Below are 15673 nucleotides of genomic sequence, written 5' to 3' on the forward strand. Positions count from 1 at the left end.
AGGCCCCGAGGTTCACACCCCCGGGGCCTTTTGCATTTCTGCGATGGTTTATGCCGCTTTCGCTTCCGGCTGGCTCAGCGACCGGTTCAGCGCACTGAACAGGGCCTTGAAGCTGGCGGTGGTGATGTTTTCGTCGATGCCGACGCCATGCACCGCACGTTCGCCATTCACTCGCAGTTCAATGTAGGCCGCGGCCTTGGCATTGGTGCCCGCGCCGATGGCGTGCTCGTTGTAGTCCATGATTTCCACCGGTACCGGCAGGCCGGCCACCAGCGCTTCCAGGGCACCGTTGCCCTTGCCGCGCCAGTGCAGGTTGGTCTCGCCCTGGCCCTGGCTGGCCACTTCCACTTCAACGGCGCTGTGACCGTTTTCTTCCTGCAGGCGATGGCTGACCAGCGCGTACGGGGTGTTGGCCTGCAAGTACTCGCTGTGCAGCAGTGCGTGGATCTGCTGGGCGGTCATTTCCAGGCCGAGGCGGTCGGTTTCACGCTGCACGACCTGGCTGAACTCGATCTGCATGCGACGCGGCAGGCTGATGCCGTACTCCTGCTCCAGGAGGTAGGCGATGCCGCCCTTGCCCGACTGGCTGTTGACGCGGATGACCGCCTCGTAGCTGCGGCCGATGTCGGCCGGGTCGATCGGCAGGTACGGTACTTCCCACAGTGCATCGGATTTCTGCTGGGCGAAGCCCTTGCGGATCGCATCCTGGTGCGAGCCGGAGAATGCGGTATGCACCAGGTCGCCGACGTACGGGTGACGCGGGTGCACCTGGATCTGGTTGCACTCTTCGACGACTTTGCGCACGCCGTCGATGTCGGAGAAGTCCAGCTCAGGGTTCACGCCCTGGGTGTAGAGGTTCAGGGCCACGGTCACGAGGTCGACGTTACCGGTACGCTCGCCGTTGCCGAACAGGCAGCCTTCGACACGGTCGGCACCAGCCATCAGGCCCAGTTCGGTGGCGGCAACGCCAGTGCCACGGTCGTTGTGGGTGTGCAGGCTGATGATCACGCTGTCACGACGGTTGATGTGGCGGCCGAACCATTCGATCTGGTCGGCATAGATGTTCGGGGTCGCGCATTCCACCGTGGCCGGCAGGTTGAGGATCATCTTGTGCTCGGGCGTCGGGTTCCAGACCTCGATCACCGCGTCGCAGACTTCCTTGGCGAACTCCATTTCGGTGGCGCTGAAGGTTTCTGGCGAGTATTCGAAGGTCCACTCGGTGTCCGGCTGCATGGCCGCGTATTTGACGAACAGCTTGGCGGCGTTCACGGCGATGGCCTTGACCCCGTCCTTGTCCTGGTTGAAGACAATGCGGCGGAAGGAAGGGGAGGTCGCGTTGTACAGGTGAACGATGGCTTTCTTCGCGCCGCGCAGGGATTCGAAGGTGCGCTCGATCAGGTCTTCACGGCCCTGGGTCAGCACCTGGATGGTGGTGTCGTCCGGGATGTGGTTGCCTTCGATCAGGGTGCGGACGAAGTCGAAGTCGGTTTGCGAGGCGGCCGGGAACGACGCTTCGATTTCCTTTACGCCGACCTGCACCAGGGTTTTCCAGAAGCGCAGCTTCTTGACGGCGTCCATCGGCTCGATCAGCGACTGGTTGCCGTCACGCAGGTCGGAACTGCACCAGATCGGCGCGGCGGTGATGGTTTTCGACGGCCAGGTGCGGTCCGGAATGTCGATGGTCGGGAACGCGCGGTATTTCGAAGACGGGTCTTTGAGCATGCTCATCGGGAAATCCTTATTGTGTTGGCCGAAAAAAGGCGGCCTGCCGGTGGATCAAAAGTTCTTGGAGTACAGCCTGGGACGAGACACCACGATTCAGCCCGGCAGTCGTGCACTGACGAGGCACAGGCTGCGGTGCTGGCGGAGCTGAATGAGGGTGTGAGAGGTTTTCATGCCTTCAACCCTAACCTTGGGGGGGAAGGTTGGCAAGCAGTCGAAAAAAATTGAGAGGAATACTCGTGAACGGGTATTTATCGAGATTTTATTGCTGTGATTGGCGGTGATTGTTTTGTTGTTTGCGCGAGGTTTGAGTGGTGCGCAATTGATGAGGTGACACTGCCGGACTGCTTTCGGTGTCTGTGATATTGCCATCGCGAGCAAGCTCGCTCCCACAGGTACAGCGCAATCCCTGTGGGAGCGAGCTTGCTCGCGATGAGGCCAGAGGCCTTATTTTGGAATCAGGGCTGAAACGCACCAATGAAGATTGCCGGATCGACCCGCGCATCGTTCAGGCTGATGTTCCAGTGCATGTGCGGTCCGGTCGCGCGGCCGGTCGCACCGACTTTGCCGACCACGTCACCACGGGCCAGTGGCTGTCCCACCTTCACGTCGATTTTCGACATGTGGCAGAACATGCTGATGAAGCCCTGGCCATGGTCGACGAACACCGTGTTGCCATTGAAGAAGTAGTTGCCGATCAGGATCACCTTGCCGGCAGCCGGGGTTTTGATCGGTGTGCCGGCGCCCACGGCGAAGTCCAGGCCAGAGTGGGGGTTGCGCTCTTCACCGTTGAAAAAACGGCGCACGCCGAACTTGCTCGACAGCGGCCCGTTCACCGGTTTGTCCAGCAGCAGGTTGCTCGGGGTGTTGGGGCTGAACGTGCGGTAAGCGGCAATCTGTTCGGCCAGTTCACGCTCGATGCGCTTGAGGTTCTCCGGGTCCGGATTGACCTGCTGGGTGTTCTTCAGGGTGATGCGCTGTTCCGGGTATTTTTTGTTGCCAACCGTAAAATTCAGGTTACGACCGCCGCTGCTGACCGATTGAGCCCCCGGCTTGACCGTCAGTGGCACGCCGACAATGGCCAGCCAGTTGTTCTGTTCCTTGACTACCAACACCGGTTTGCCTTGATAGGTGGCTTTTGGCGCCTGGGCGGACGTGCCCAGGTCCACCACCGCCACGCCGCCCGGCACCGGTTTGTTCAACTGGCGGGTGATGTAGCTGTCGGCGTGGGCGTTGAAGGTCAGCAGCAGTAACAACAACGGAGCAAAGAAGCGCGGCATGGATCAATCCAGTAAAGAAAGGGTGACGGGCGTCAGGTGATTGTCTTCGACCCGTACTTGCAGTTCGCCTTCGCCCAGTTTGGCCTTCAGGCGCTGGCCGGTATGGGTTTGCGCGGCGTTGCGGATCGCGTTGCCGCGCTCGTCCAGCAAGATGCTGTAGCCACGGCCAAGGGTCGCCAACGGGCTGACCACATGCAGTGTCTGCATCTGGCTGTGCAGTTGCAGGCGACGGTTCTTCAGCCCTTCGCGGATGGCGCGCGGCAGGCGTTCGGCCAGGCTGTCGAGGCGCTGGCGCAGCATTGCCAGTTGCCGGCCCGGATGTTGTGCGGCCAGACGGGTTTCCAGGCGGATCAAGCGTTCGCGACGGGTGTTGAGGCTGCGCTCGAACGCGCGGCGCATGCGCATGTCCAGGTCATCCAGGCGTTGCGCTTGTTGGCGCAGGCGCTCGCCGGGATGGCGCAGGCGTCGGGAAATGCCTTCCAGGCGCAAGCGATCGCGCATCAAGCGGTCACGCATGCGCATCACCAGCCGTCGGTGCAGGCTTTCGACCCGACGCACCAGATCGCTGGAGTCCGGTGCCAGCAATTCGGCGGCAGCGGAAGGGGTGGGCGCGCGTACGTCAGCCACGAAGTCACTGATCGACACGTCGGTTTCGTGGCCGACCGCGCTGACAATCGGTGTCACGCAAGCATCCACGGCGCGGGCCACGGCTTCTTCGTTGAAGCACCAGAGGTCTTCCAGGGAACCGCCACCCCGGGCCAGGATCAGTGCGTCGAAACCGCGGGCATCTGCCAGTTTCAGGGCGCGGACAATCTGCGCGGTGGCTTCGCGGCCCTGCACGGCGGTAGGGATCAGCGTCAGTTGTATTTGCGGTGCACGGCGGCGGAACACGCTGATGATGTCGCGGATCACCGCCCCGGTGGGCGAACTGATGATGCCGATGCGTTGCGGATGCGCCGGCAACGGCACCTTGCGTTCGGCACTGAACAGGCCTTCGGCGCTGAGCTTTTCCTTGAGTGCATCGAAGGCCAGGCGCAAGGCGCCGTCGCCGGCCGGCTCCACGGTGTCGAGGATCAGCTGATAATCACCGCGCCCCTCGAACAGAGAGACCTTGCCGCGCACCTTGACCGCCAGACCGTCCTTCAAGGCCTGGCGAACCCGTGCCGCGTTCTGCCGGAAAAGCGCGCAACGCACCTGGGCGCCGCTGTCCTTGAGGGTGAAATACACGTGGCCGGACGCCGGGCGGGCGAGGTTGGAGATTTCGCCTTCGACCCAGATGTTGCTGAACACGTCTTCGAGCAACACCCGGGCGCGGCCGTTGAGCTGGCTGACGGTCAGGACTTCGCGGTCCAGGCCGAGTCTTGCAAAGGGATCTTTAATCATGGGGCGCAGTTTAAAGGCATTTTCCAACTGAATGCACGATCCCTTGTAGGAGCTGCCGAAGGCTGCGATCTTTTGAATTTGCTTTCAAAAGCAAAAGATCGCAGCCTTCGGCAGCTCCTACGGAGATAACGGATATTCAAGGAAGGTGTACGTGCTCGAGTTGTTGAATCAATGGCCCTTCGGCCCGCTGGACTGGCTGGTGATCGGTGCAGGCGTCGCCCTGGCCTACATCGTGTTCGGCATCGCCGGTTTTGGCACCGCACTGGTGGCGGGGCCGATTCTGATTCTGTTCATGCCGCTGTCCAAGATCGTGCCCTTGCTGGTGTTGCTCGACTTTGTCGCGGCATTCGGCAATCTGTTGCCTTCGCGGCGTGATGTGGCGAAACCGGAACTGCTGCGGTTGCTGCCGTGCATGGCGGTGGGCTGCACCCTCGGCGTGATATTCCTGCTGAACCTTAAGTCCGACCTGTTGCTGCTATTGATGGGGCTGTTTATCAGTGCCTATGCGATTTACAGCCTGTGGATAAAGGTCCGTCCGGCGCAGTTGTCCGCCGCGTGGGCGCTGCCGATGGGGACGGTGGGCGGGATGTTCGGCGCGTTGTTTGGCAGCGGCGGCTTTCTCTATGCGATCTATTTGAACAGCCGATTGCCCAAGGAGGCGGCGCGGGCGACCCAGAGTGCGCTGATCAGTTGCAGTACGGTGGTGCGTCTGAGCCTGTTTGCCATCGCCGGTGTGTATGCCGATTTGCCGTTGCTGGTGCTTGCGGTTTGTCTGTTGCCGGCGATGGTGCTGGGGCTTTGGGTTGGCCGGAAGTTGACCATGCGCCTGTCCCGCGAGGCGTTCGTGCGGCTGGTGACGTGGCTGGTGCTGGCCAGCGGAATTGCGTTGATCGGGCGTTACTTGAGCACCTGAAGATTCAACCTGTGGAGAGGGAGCAAGCTCCCTCTCCACAATTATTCAGTCGTTGTACTGGCTCAACAACCGCTCCAGTCGTGCACTGAGGCGACGTTTGATTTCGGTCTCGATGTGCGGGGCGAAGTCGTCGATCACGTCTTGCATGATCAACTGCGCGGCGGCGCGCAATTCGCTGTCCAGGTGCAGCAGGTCATCCGGGTTCTTGCTGGCGGCAGGCGCCGGCGTTGCCATGGTGACGGGTTCAACGATGGGGGCAGGGGTTGTCGGTACGACAGGGGGCGAAGGCTCGCTCACGGCGTCGAACAACATGGGAATCTGTTCCTGGTCACCTTCCTCGACCGTGTCGGTCAGCAGGGGCGGTTGCAGGTTGTCATCGCCGAGCAATTGGCGGATCGACTCAAGGTCGTCCAGCAGGTGCGCGGACTGTTGCAGCGGTTTTGGAGTGTCCATTGGAAGGCTCAGAGTCGCTGTAAACGGTGATCTTGCAGAGGATAGCCCTGTTCGCGGTAGAAACGGAAACTCTCCCGCGCGGCCGCTCTGATCGTCGGATCCTCCACCACCACTTCCGCCACCCGGGCGAACTTGTTGGCGAAGGCCGGGACCTTCAGGTCGAGATTGACCAGCAAATCCTGATGCTGACCGCAGTCATCGCCCAACCCCAGGACAATAAAACCTTCAGGTTCGCTGTCGGCAGGGCCGTGGGGCACGAAGCTTTCACCCTTGAACGCCCACAGCCGCGCATCGAGATCGTCACGCTGGGCCGCGTCGCTGCAATGCAGGTAGATGCGGTGGCCCATGCGCCAGGCTTTCTCGGTGAGCTTGCAGGCAAAGTCCAGGCGTGCCGAAGGATCGGCGCTGGGCAGGATATAGAAGTCGACTTTGGTCATTGCGGTTCCAGAGCGGCAAGCGGCGTCACCGCAGAGTGACGCCGCCGCCCATCAACGGTTTCAGGCTTTGGCGCGGTCCAGCAGGTATTGGGTCAGCAGGGGAACCGGACGGCCAGTGGCGCCCTTATCCTTGCCGCCGCTGGTCCAGGCCGTGCCGGCGATGTCCAGGTGCGCCCAGTTCAGGTTCTTGGTGAAGCGCGACAGGAAGCAGGCCGCGGTGATGGTGCCGGCTTTCGGGCCGCCAATGTTGGCGATGTCGGCGAACGGGCTGTCAAGCTGTTCCTGGTACTCATCGAACAGCGGCAGTTGCCAGGCGCGGTCGTCGGCAGCTTTGCCGGCGCTCAGCAGTTGGCCGATCAGTTCGTCATTGTTGCCCAGCAGGCCCGAGGTGTGGGAACCCAGGGCAACCACGCAGGCGCCGGTCAGGGTCGCGATGTCGATGACCGCTTGCGGCTTGAAGCGCTCCGAGTAGGTCAGGGCGTCGCACAGCACCAGACGGCCTTCGGCGTCGGTGTTGAGGATTTCCACGGTCTGGCCGCTCATGGTGGTGACGATGTCGCCCGGGCGCGAAGCGTTGCCGCTTGGCATGTTCTCGGCGCAGGCCAGGATGCACACCAGGTTGATCGGCAGCTTCAGTTCGAGCACGGCACGCAGGGTACCGAACACGCTGGCGGCGCCGCCCATGTCGTACTTCATTTCATCCATGCCGGCACCTGGCTTGAGGCTGATGCCGCCGGTGTCGAAGGTGATGCCCTTGCCGACCAGCGCGTACGGCTTCTCGGATTTCTTGCCGCCGTTGTACTGCATGACGATCAGGCGCGGAGGCTGGGCGCTGCCCTGGCCGACGGCGTAAAACGAGCCCATGCCCAGGGCCTTGATCTTCTTCTCGTCGAGGACTTCGACTTTCAGGTCCTTGAATTCCTTGCCCAGGTCTTTGGCCTGCTCGCCGAGGAAGGTCGGGTGGCAGATGTTCGGCGGCAGGTTGCCCAGGTTGCGGGTGAAGGCCATGCCGTTGGCGATGGCGGTGGCGTGGGCCACGGCGCGTTGCACTTCGGCCTGGGCAGCCTTGATGGTCAGCAGGGTGATTTTCTTCAGGGCGCGGGCTTCGGCTTTCTGGCTCTTGAACTGGTCGAAGCTGTACTCGCCGTCCACCAGGGTTTCGGCCAGCAGGCGGGTCTTGCCATAGCTGTCGCGGCCTTTGACCACGACTTCGTCGAGGGCCAGCACCGCGTCGCTGCCGCCCAGGCCTTTGAGGGTGTTGAGGATGCCGGCGATGATCTTGCGGAACGGGCGGTCACCCAGTTCGTCGTCCTTGCCCACACCCACCAGCAGCACGCGCTCGGCCTTGAGGTTCGGCAGGCTGTGCAGCAACAGGCTCTGGCCAACCTTGCCGGCCAGGTCGCCGCGCTTGAGCACAGCGCTGATCGCGCCGCCGCTCAGTTCGTCGAGTTGTCGGGCAACAGCGCCGAGCTTGCGGCCTTCGCCAACGGAGACCACGAGAGTGGCGGTCTTCAACGTTTCGGGGTTGACGCTTTTTACAACCAGTTCCATGTCCGGGTCCCTGAATTGATGGTTATCACGCATGCGCCCGACACCTTATGTGCGTCGATTGCTTATAAATAGAAAGGCGCCAGGATCGACCGGCGACAAAGGCCGCAGTTTGAACCTCGCTACCGGCGGCTGACAACCCTCGGTTGTACGATCTTCAACGCTTTGACAGGCTGCTTGAGCTTGTGCAGTGACAGGCGCACCCAATCACAGGATAATGCGCCATCTTTTTTCGGCGGCTCTGCCTTGCGGGCCGGCCGATATGTTTGCTTGTTTGGCCGCCTTAGCCTGACAACCCTGGAGTGTCTGGTTTGATCGTCTTCCGTTATCTATCCCGCGAAGTCCTGTTGACCTTGAGCGCCGTCAGTGCCGTGCTGCTGGTCATCATCATGAGCGGTCGCTTCATCAAATACCTCGCCCAGGCGGCTTCAGGCCTGCTGGATCCGGGTTCGTTGTTCCTGATCATGGGCTATCGCCTGCCGGGGTTCCTCCAGCTGATCCTGCCGCTTGGGCTGTTTCTCGGGATCCTGCTGTCCTACGGGCGCCTGTACCTCGAAAGCGAAATGACCGTGCTCTCGGCCACCGGCATGAGCCAGCAGCGGCTGTTTTGCATGACGCTGTTCCCGGCCACTCTGGTTGCGCTCCTCGTGGCGTGGCTGAGCCTGAGCCTGGCGCCACAGGGGGCCAATCAGTTTCAGTTGCTGCTGAACAAGCAGGATGCCCTGACTGAATTCGATACCCTGGAGCCTGGGCGCTTCCAGGCTTTGCGTGACGGCACCCGGGTCACCTACACCGAGAGCATGTCCGATGACCGCGTCAATCTGGGGGGTGTGTTCATCTCGCAAAAAAACATCAGTTCCAATAACAAGGATCGCGGGATTTCTGTGCTGGTGGCGGAAAAGGGGCGCCAGGAAATTCGTCCGGACGGCAACCGCTACCTGATCCTTGATAACGGCTATCGCTATGACGGTAGTCCGGGGCAGGCTGACTACCGGGCGATCAAGTACGACGAGTACGGTGTGTTGCTGCCAAAGCCGGAAGTCAGTGACGAAGTCACCGACCGTGACGCGATGCCGACCCGTACCTTGATCGGCAGTGAAGACATTCGCATGCGCGCCGAACTGCAATGGCGTATGTCTCTGCCGTTGCTGGTGTTCATCGTGACCCTGATGGCGGTGCCACTGTCGCGGGTCAATCCGCGCCAGGGCCGATTCCTCAAATTATTGCCGGCGATTCTTCTCTATATGGCTTACCTGACCATTCTGATCGCCGCCCGCGGTGCCCTCGACAAGGGCAAGATCCCCGCGATGTTTGGCTTGTGGTGGGTGCACGGGATTTTCCTGTCCATCGGCCTGGGCTTGCTCTATTGGGAACCCTTGCGCTTGAAGAGGGCGAGTCGCCGCAGCGCGCTGGAGGTGGCCCGTGGTTAAGCTGGATCGCTACATTGGTAGCAGTGTGTTCATGGCGATCCTGGCGGTGCTCGGGATCATTCTTGGTCTGGCGACACTGTTTGCCTTCATCGACGAGATGGGTGAAGTCAGCGATACCTACACCTTGGTCGATGTGCTGAGTTATGTGGTGTTGACCGCTCCGCGCCGGATGTACGAAATGCTGCCGATGGCTGCGCTGATCGGCTGCCTGATCGGTCTTGGCAGCCTGGCCAGCAACAGTGAGCTGACCATCATGCGCGCCGCCGGTGTGTCGATCGGCCGGATCGTCTGGGCGGTCATGAAGCCGATGCTGGTATTGATGCTGGCCGGTGTGCTGGTCGGTGAGTACGTCGCTCCGCCTGCCGAAACCATGGCGCAGGCCAATCGCTCGCTGGCACAGGGCAGCGGTGATGCACAAAGCGCCAAGCACGGCTTGTGGCACCGCCAGGGCGATGAGTTCATTCACGTCAACTCGGTGCAACCCAACGGCATCCTGTACGGCGTGACCCGCTATCGTTTCGACAACGAGCGGCACATGCTGTCGGCGAGCTTCGCCAAGCGTGCCGAGTTCGACACCGATCACTGGCAGTTGACGGATGTCACGACCACGCTGTTCCACGAGCGCAGCACCGAAGTGGTTGCGACCCCGCAAGAGCGCTGGGAAGTTGCGTTGAGCCCGCAGTTGCTCAATACCGTAGTCATGGTGCCGGAGTCGCTGTCGATCAGCGGCCTGTGGGGTTACATCCACTATCTGGCGGACCAGGGGCTGAACAATGGCCGCTACTGGCTGGCATTTTGGGTCAAGGTGTTGCAGCCGCTGGTGACTGCCGCCCTGGTGTTGATGGCGATTTCCTTCATCTTTGGTCCGCTGCGTTCGGTGACCCTGGGTCAACGGGTGTTCACCGGCGTGCTGGTGGGTTTCACCTTCCGCATCGTTCAGGATCTGCTGGGGCCTTCGAGCCAGGTATTCGGCTTCCCGCCGTTGCTTTCGGTGCTGGTGCCGGCGGGTATTTGTGCCGTTGCGGGGCTCTGGCTTTTGCGTCGAGCCGGCTGATGGCGGGCATTTTCCGACCGCTTTGACGTTAAAAAACGCCCTTGTCGCAAGACCGGGGCGTTTTTGTAGGCACCGTCTGACCTGCGAACGTGACGCTCGCGCCGTGGATCAGGTACAATTCCCGGCTATTTTTCGGCGGGCTATGCCTGCAGCCTTTTTGAGTGTTGATCCGTGAGTGATTTGAGTCATATCCGCAATTTCTCCATCATCGCCCACATTGACCATGGCAAGTCGACGCTGGCCGATCGCTTCATCCAGATGTGTGGCGGCCTCGCCGAGCGCGAAATGGAAGCCCAGGTCCTGGACTCCATGGACCTTGAGCGTGAACGCGGGATCACCATCAAGGCGCACAGCGTCACCCTGTATTACAAGGCTCGCGACGGTATCAACTACCAGTTGAACTTCATTGATACCCCCGGCCACGTTGACTTCACCTATGAGGTGAGCCGTTCGCTGGCCGCCTGTGAAGGCGCGCTGCTGGTGGTCGATGCCGGTCAAGGCGTTGAAGCGCAGTCGGTTGCCAACTGCTACACCGCGATCGAGCAGGGCCTGGAAGTGATGCCGGTGCTGAACAAGATCGACCTGCCACAGGCCGATCCGGACCGTGTCAAAGAAGAAATCGAAAAAATCATCGGCATCGATGCCACCGATGCGGTCGAGTGCTCGGCCAAGACCGGCCTGGGCGTCGACGAAGTGCTCGAGCGCCTGGTCGCCACCATTCCAGCGCCGACCGGCAACTACGAAGATCCGCTGCAAGCGTTGATCATCGACTCCTGGTTCGACAACTACCTGGGCGTTGTTTCCCTGGTACGCGTGCGCCACGGTCGTGTGAAGAAGGGCGACAAGATCCTGGTCAAGTCCACCGGCAAGATCCACCTGGTGGACAGCGTCGGTGTATTCAACCCGAAGCATACCCCTACCGCTGACCTGAAGGCCGGTGAAGTGGGCTTCATCATCGCCAGCATCAAGGACATTCACGGTGCGCCAGTGGGCGACACCCTGACCTTGAGTTCGACGCCGGACGTTGACGTACTGCCAGGCTTCAAACGTATTCAGCCGCAGGTTTACGCCGGTCTGTTCCCGGTCAGCTCCGACGACTTCGAAGATTTCCGCGAGGCGCTGCAAAAGCTCACGCTCAATGACTCGTCCCTGCAGTACACCCCGGAAAGTTCCGATGCCCTGGGCTTCGGTTTCCGTTGCGGGTTCCTCGGCATGCTGCACATGGAAATCATCCAGGAGCGCCTGGAGCGCGAGTACAACCTGGACCTGATCACCACGGCGCCGACGGTAATCTTCGAGCTGCTGCTCAAGACCGGCGAGACGATCTACGTCGATAACCCGTCGAAGCTCCCGGACCTGTCCTCGATCGAAGACATGCGTGAGCCGATCGTGCGGGCCAATATTCTTGTGCCGCAGGAGCACCTGGGCAACGTCATTACCCTGTGCATCGAAAAACGTGGTGTACAGGTTGACATGCTGTTCCTCGGCTCCCAGGTACAAGTGACCTACGACCTGCCGATGAACGAAGTGGTGCTGGACTTCTTCGACCGTCTGAAGTCCACCAGTCGCGGCTATGCTTCGCTGGACTACCATTTCGATCGTTATCAATCGGCCAGCCTGGTGAAACTGGACGTGCTGATCAACGGTGACAAGGTCGATGCCCTGGCGCTGATCGTGCACCGTGACAACTCGCACTACAAAGGTCGCCAGCTGACCGAGAAGATGAAAGAACTGATTCCGCGGCAGATGTTCGACGTAGCAATCCAGGCCGCCATTGGCGGGCAGATTGTGGCGCGGACAACCGTCAAGGCGCTCAGAAAGAACGTATTGGCCAAATGCTACGGTGGTGACGTCAGCCGTAAGAAGAAACTGCTGGAGAAGCAAAAGGCCGGTAAGAAACGCATGAAGCAGGTCGGCAACGTGGAAATTCCACAGGAAGCCTTCCTTGCCGTGCTCAGGTTGGATAGTTAGGTCCTATGTCGCTAAATTTCCCGCTGTTGCTGGTCATTGCCGTGTTCGTCTGCGGCCTGTTGGCGTTGCTCGATCTGTTGATCCTGGCCCCGCGTCGGCGTGCCGCCATCGCTTCCTATCAGGGCAGCGTCAGCCAGCCTGACATGGTCGTGGTCGAGAAGCTGAACAAAGAGCCGCTGCTGGTTGAATACGGCAAGTCGTTCTTCCCGGTGTTGTTCATCGTGCTGGTGCTGCGTTCGTTCCTGGTGGAACCGTTCCAGATTCCTTCCGGTTCGATGAAGCCAACCCTGGATGTCGGCGACTTCATCCTGGTGAGCAAGTTTTCCTACGGGATCCGCTTGCCGGTGATCGACAAGAAAGTCATCGAAGTCGGTGATCCGCAGCGCGGCGATGTCATGGTGTTCCGCTACCCGAGCGATCCGAACGTCAACTACATCAAGCGTGTGGTTGGTTTGCCGGGCGACACGGTTCGCTACACTGCCGACAAGCGCCTGTTCGTCAACGGTCAATCGATCGCCGAGCAACTGGTCGGCTCCGAGCCGGGCACGTTGGGCAGCGCTGAGCTCTACAAGGAAAAACTAGGTGCGGCCGAGCACATGATCCGCAAGGAAATGAGCCGCTACCGCGCCATGCCGGACCGTTCGTGGACCGTGCCGGCCGGGCACTACTTCATGATGGGCGACAACCGCGACAACTCGAACGACAGTCGCTACTGGGATGATCCGAACATTCCCAAGGATCTGCTGGGCATGGTTCCCGACAAGAATATCGTCGGCAAGGCCTTTGCGGTCTGGATGAGCTGGCCGGAACCCAAACTCAGCCACCTGCCGAATTTCTCGCGGGTTGGCCTGATCAAGTAATCAGACACGGCGCTGTGAACACAGCGCCGAATGCATTTCTGGAACCGGCACAATGGGCGCCAGAGGCATGCAAACAATGATATTCAGGACGTTATTTTTGAACACAGCTTTAATTGTCCCAAGCCTGCGCCGCCTTACGGCGATGGCGGTGGAATCCAGCCACGAACTCAGCGTGGGTAAACCGTGAGCGTCTCCTTAAGCCGTCTAGAGCGTCAGCTCGGCTACACCTTCAAGGATCAGGAACTGATGGTCCTGGCCCTGACTCACCGCAGTTTTGCCGGGCGTAACAACGAACGCCTGGAATTCCTCGGTGACGCCATTCTCAACTTCGTCGCCGGCGAGGCGCTGTTCGAGCGCTTTCCGCTGGCTCGCGAAGGCCAGTTGTCGCGTTTGCGCGCGCGCCTGGTCAAAGGCGAGACCCTGGCCGTACTGGCCCGTGGTTTCGATCTGGGTGAATACCTGCGCCTGGGGTCGGGCGAGCTGAAAAGCGGCGGTTTCCGTCGCGAGTCGATCCTGGCCGATGCCCTCGAAGCGCTGATCGGTGCGATCTACCTCGATGCCGGCATGGAAATGGCCCGCGAGCGTGTGCTCGCCTGGCTTGCTGGCGAGTTCGAAGGCCTGACGCTGGTCGACACTAATAAAGATCCAAAGACCCGCCTGCAGGAGTTCCTGCAGTCCCGTGGTTGTGAGCTGCCGCGTTACGAAGTGGTGGATATCCAGGGTGAGCCGCATTGCCGGACGTTCTTCGTCGAATGCGAAATCATCTTACTGAATGAAAAAAGCCGAGGTCAGGGTGTGAGTCGTCGTATTGCCGAACAGGTAGCGGCCGCCGCAGCACTGATTGCCCTGGGTGTGGAGAATGGCAATGACTGATACAAACGCAACTCGCTGTGGCTATGTTGCCATCGTCGGCCGTCCGAACGTGGGCAAGTCCACGCTGCTGAACCACATCCTGGGTCAGAAGCTGGCAATCACCTCGCGCAAACCGCAAACCACCCGTCACAACATGCTCGGTATCAAGACCGAGGGCGATGTGCAGGCGATCTACGTCGACACCCCTGGTATGCACAAGGGTGGCGAGAAGGCCCTGAACCGCTACATGAACAAGACCGCTTCGGCGGCGTTGAAAGACGTCGACGTGGTGATCTTCGTGGTCGACCGCACCAAGTGGACCGAAGAGGACCAGATGGTTCTCGAGCGCGTCCAGTACGTGACCGGCCCGCTGATCGTGGCGTTGAACAAGACCGACCGCATCGAAGACAAGGCCGAGCTGATGCCGCACCTGAGCTGGTTGCAGGAGCAGTTGCCGAATGCGCAGATCATCCCGATTTCCGCACAGCACGGGCATAACCTCGATGCTCTGGAGCGCGTGATCGCCGAGCACCTGCCGGAAAACGATCACTTCTTCCCGGAAGACCAGATCACCGACCGCAGCAGTCGTTTCCTCGCCGCCGAGCTTGTGCGCGAGAAAATCATGCGCCAGATGGGCGCCGAGCTGCCGTACCAGATCACCGTTGAAATCGAAGAGTTCAAGCAGCAGGGCAAGACCCTGCACATCCATGCCTTGATCCTCGTCGAGCGCGATGGCCAGAAGAAAATCATCATTGGCGACAAGGGCGAGCGCATCAAGCGTATCGGCACCGAAGCGCGCAAGGACATGGAGCTGCTGTTCGACTCCAAGATCATGCTCAACCTGTGGGTCAAGGTTAAGGGCGGCTGGTCCGATGACGAGCGTGCGTTGCGTTCGTTGGGTTACGGCGACCTGTAACAGGCTTTAAAGATCAAAAGATCGCAGCCTTCGGCAGCTCCTACATGAGATGGTGTGTATCTGTAGGAGCTGCCGAAGGCTGCGATCTTTTTGCAATCCCTGACAGGTAAATCCATCACCATGTCGACCACCGCTCCCATCGCCCAGCCCGCCTACGTCCTGCACTCCCGCGCCTACCGTGAAAACAGCGCGCTGGTGGACTTCCTCACGCCGCAAGGCCGGTTGCGGGCGGTGTTGCGCAGTGCGCGGGGCAAGGCCGGGACGCTGGCGCGGCCATTCGTGCCACTGGAAGTCGAGTTCCGGGGCAAGGGCGAGCTGAAGAATGTCGGGCGCATGGAAAGTGCCGGGGTTTCAACCTGGCTCAATGGCGAGGCGCTGTTCAGTGGGCTTTACCTCAATGAGCTGCTGATTCGCCTGTTGCCCGCTGAAGATCCGCTCCCTTCGGTGTTCGATCACTACGCCGCCACCTTGCTGGCCCTGGCCGAAGGTCGACCACTGGAGCCCTTGCTGCGCTCCTTCGAATGGCGCTTGCTCGATGACCTCGGCTACGGGTTTTCGCTGACGACTGATATTCATGATCAGCCCATCGCGCCGGACGGCCTCTACCGTTTGCAAGTGGATGCAGGGCTTGAGCGGGTCTATCTGCTGCAACCGGGCCTGTTCAACGGCGTCGAACTGCTGGCCATGGCTGAGGCCGACTGGTCCGCCCCCGGCGCCCTGTCTGCCGCCAAGCGCTTGATGCGCCAGGCGTTGGCCGTTCACTTGGGCGGCCGTCCACTTGTCAGTCGCGAGCTGTTTCGCAAGCCCTGATCACACCGTATGCTGTGCACCGAACTTTCTCTTCTTCTGGAGCG

14 protein-coding genes are annotated in these 15673 nt (G+C 60.7%); 8 read left to right on the top strand and 6 right to left on the bottom strand.

All coding sequences use genetic code 11. The features are described 5' to 3' along the window. Positions 1 to 48: 48 nt before the first annotated feature. The 3 genes from leuA to xseA form a co-directional block, all read right to left on the bottom strand. The gene (leuA, locus tag ACM6IT_RS18775) at positions 49 to 1728 is read right to left on the bottom strand and encodes a 2-isopropylmalate synthase (RefSeq protein WP_056721248.1); all 1680 of its coding nucleotides are present in this window, start codon (positions 1726 to 1728) and stop codon (positions 49 to 51) included. A gap of 452 nt (positions 1729 to 2180) precedes the next feature. Next, positions 2181 to 3002, bottom strand: coding sequence for a M23 family metallopeptidase (locus ACM6IT_RS18780; protein WP_056721246.1), 822 nt, complete (start codon positions 3000 to 3002; stop codon positions 2181 to 2183). Positions 3003 to 3005: 3 nt separating this feature from the next. Further along, entirely contained in the window at positions 3006 to 4385 is a 1380-nt protein-coding gene (xseA, locus tag ACM6IT_RS18785) for an exodeoxyribonuclease VII large subunit (protein ID WP_056721244.1), read from the bottom strand. 145 nt (positions 4386 to 4530) lie between these two features. Between xseA and ACM6IT_RS18790 the strand changes: the two genes are divergently transcribed. Then, positions 4531 to 5298 carry a sulfite exporter TauE/SafE family protein gene (locus ACM6IT_RS18790; protein ID WP_409078267.1) on the top strand — a complete coding sequence of 256 codons (768 nt, stop codon included), beginning with the start codon at positions 4531 to 4533 and terminating at the stop codon, positions 5296 to 5298. 45 nt (positions 5299 to 5343) lie between these two features. Here ACM6IT_RS18790 and ACM6IT_RS18795 read toward each other — a convergent pair whose 3' ends face one another. Genes ACM6IT_RS18795 through ACM6IT_RS18805 form a run of 3 tightly spaced genes read right to left on the bottom strand, consistent with a single transcriptional unit; the run spans position 5344 to position 7739 of the window. After that, a complete protein-coding gene (locus ACM6IT_RS18795) occupies positions 5344 to 5751 on the bottom strand; it encodes a hypothetical protein (protein ID WP_056721240.1) in 408 nt (135 codons plus the stop codon). 8 nt (positions 5752 to 5759) lie between these two features. Continuing rightward, the gene (locus ACM6IT_RS18800; RefSeq protein ID WP_056721239.1) at positions 5760 to 6188 is read right to left on the bottom strand and encodes a DNA polymerase III subunit chi; all 429 of its coding nucleotides are present in this window, start codon (positions 6186 to 6188) and stop codon (positions 5760 to 5762) included. Between the two features lie 60 nt (positions 6189 to 6248). Further along, a complete protein-coding gene (locus tag ACM6IT_RS18805; RefSeq protein ID WP_056722283.1) occupies positions 6249 to 7739 on the bottom strand; it encodes a leucyl aminopeptidase in 1491 nt (496 codons plus the stop codon). A gap of 308 nt (positions 7740 to 8047) precedes the next feature. Between ACM6IT_RS18805 and lptF the strand changes: the two genes are divergently transcribed. From lptF to recO, 7 genes are all read left to right on the top strand, one after another. After that, positions 8048 to 9166: an LPS export ABC transporter permease LptF gene (gene lptF, locus ACM6IT_RS18810; RefSeq protein ID WP_056721237.1), complete on the top strand. Its 1119-nt coding sequence runs from the start codon at positions 8048 to 8050 to the stop codon at positions 9164 to 9166. Continuing rightward, the gene (gene lptG / locus ACM6IT_RS18815) at positions 9159 to 10220 is read left to right on the top strand and encodes an LPS export ABC transporter permease LptG (protein WP_056721235.1); all 1062 of its coding nucleotides are present in this window, start codon (positions 9159 to 9161) and stop codon (positions 10218 to 10220) included. Before lptF ends, lptG begins: the two co-directional genes overlap by 8 nt. 171 nt (positions 10221 to 10391) lie before the next feature. After that, positions 10392 to 12191, top strand: coding sequence for a translation elongation factor 4 (lepA, locus tag ACM6IT_RS18820; protein WP_008053223.1), 1800 nt, complete (start codon positions 10392 to 10394; stop codon positions 12189 to 12191). A 5-nt stretch (positions 12192 to 12196) separates the two neighbouring features. Beyond that, on the top strand, positions 12197 to 13051 hold the full coding sequence (gene lepB, locus ACM6IT_RS18825; protein WP_056721233.1) for a signal peptidase I: 855 nt from the start codon (positions 12197 to 12199) through the stop codon (positions 13049 to 13051). A gap of 183 nt (positions 13052 to 13234) precedes the next feature. Beyond that, on the top strand, positions 13235 to 13924 hold the full coding sequence (rnc, locus tag ACM6IT_RS18830) for a ribonuclease III (protein WP_008053221.1): 690 nt from the start codon (positions 13235 to 13237) through the stop codon (positions 13922 to 13924). Continuing rightward, complete coding sequence (era, locus tag ACM6IT_RS18835) at positions 13917 to 14819, top strand: GTPase Era (RefSeq protein ID WP_007973959.1); 903 nt, start codon at positions 13917 to 13919, stop codon at positions 14817 to 14819. The genes rnc and era overlap by 8 nt, the downstream gene beginning before the upstream one ends. 120 nt (positions 14820 to 14939) lie before the next feature. Next, positions 14940 to 15629, top strand: a complete 690-nt coding sequence (recO, locus tag ACM6IT_RS18840) for a DNA repair protein RecO (protein WP_223542204.1) — start codon at positions 14940 to 14942, stop codon at positions 15627 to 15629. Positions 15630 to 15673 lie beyond the last annotated feature (44 nt).

Source organism: Pseudomonas sp. IT-P4 (assembly GCF_949767755.1).
Lineage (GTDB): Bacteria > Pseudomonadota > Gammaproteobacteria > Pseudomonadales > Pseudomonadaceae > Aquipseudomonas > Aquipseudomonas monachiensis.

Bases quoted from the DNA above. Each gene is read 5' to 3' on its own strand.
- ACM6IT_RS18805 (WP_056722283.1), bottom strand. From the start codon at position 7,739: ATGGAACTGGTTGTAAAAAGCGTCAACCCCGAAACGTTGAAGACCGCC.
- leuA (WP_056721248.1), bottom strand. From the start codon at position 1,728: ATGAGCATGCTCAAAGACCCGTCTTCGAAATACCGCGCGTTCCCGACC.
- xseA (WP_056721244.1), bottom strand. From the start codon at position 4,385: ATGATTAAAGATCCCTTTGCAAGACTCGGCCTGGACCGCGAAGTCCTG.
- ACM6IT_RS18800 (WP_056721239.1), bottom strand. From the start codon at position 6,188: ATGACCAAAGTCGACTTCTATATCCTGCCCAGCGCCGATCCTTCGGCA.
- ACM6IT_RS18780 (WP_056721246.1), bottom strand. From the start codon at position 3,002: ATGCCGCGCTTCTTTGCTCCGTTGTTGTTACTGCTGCTGACCTTCAAC.
- ACM6IT_RS18795 (WP_056721240.1), bottom strand. From the start codon at position 5,751: ATGGACACTCCAAAACCGCTGCAACAGTCCGCGCACCTGCTGGACGAC.
- era (WP_007973959.1), top strand. From the start codon at position 13,917: ATGACTGATACAAACGCAACTCGCTGTGGCTATGTTGCCATCGTCGGC.
- recO (WP_223542204.1), top strand. From the start codon at position 14,940: ATGTCGACCACCGCTCCCATCGCCCAGCCCGCCTACGTCCTGCACTCC.
- lepB (WP_056721233.1), top strand. From the start codon at position 12,197: ATGTCGCTAAATTTCCCGCTGTTGCTGGTCATTGCCGTGTTCGTCTGC.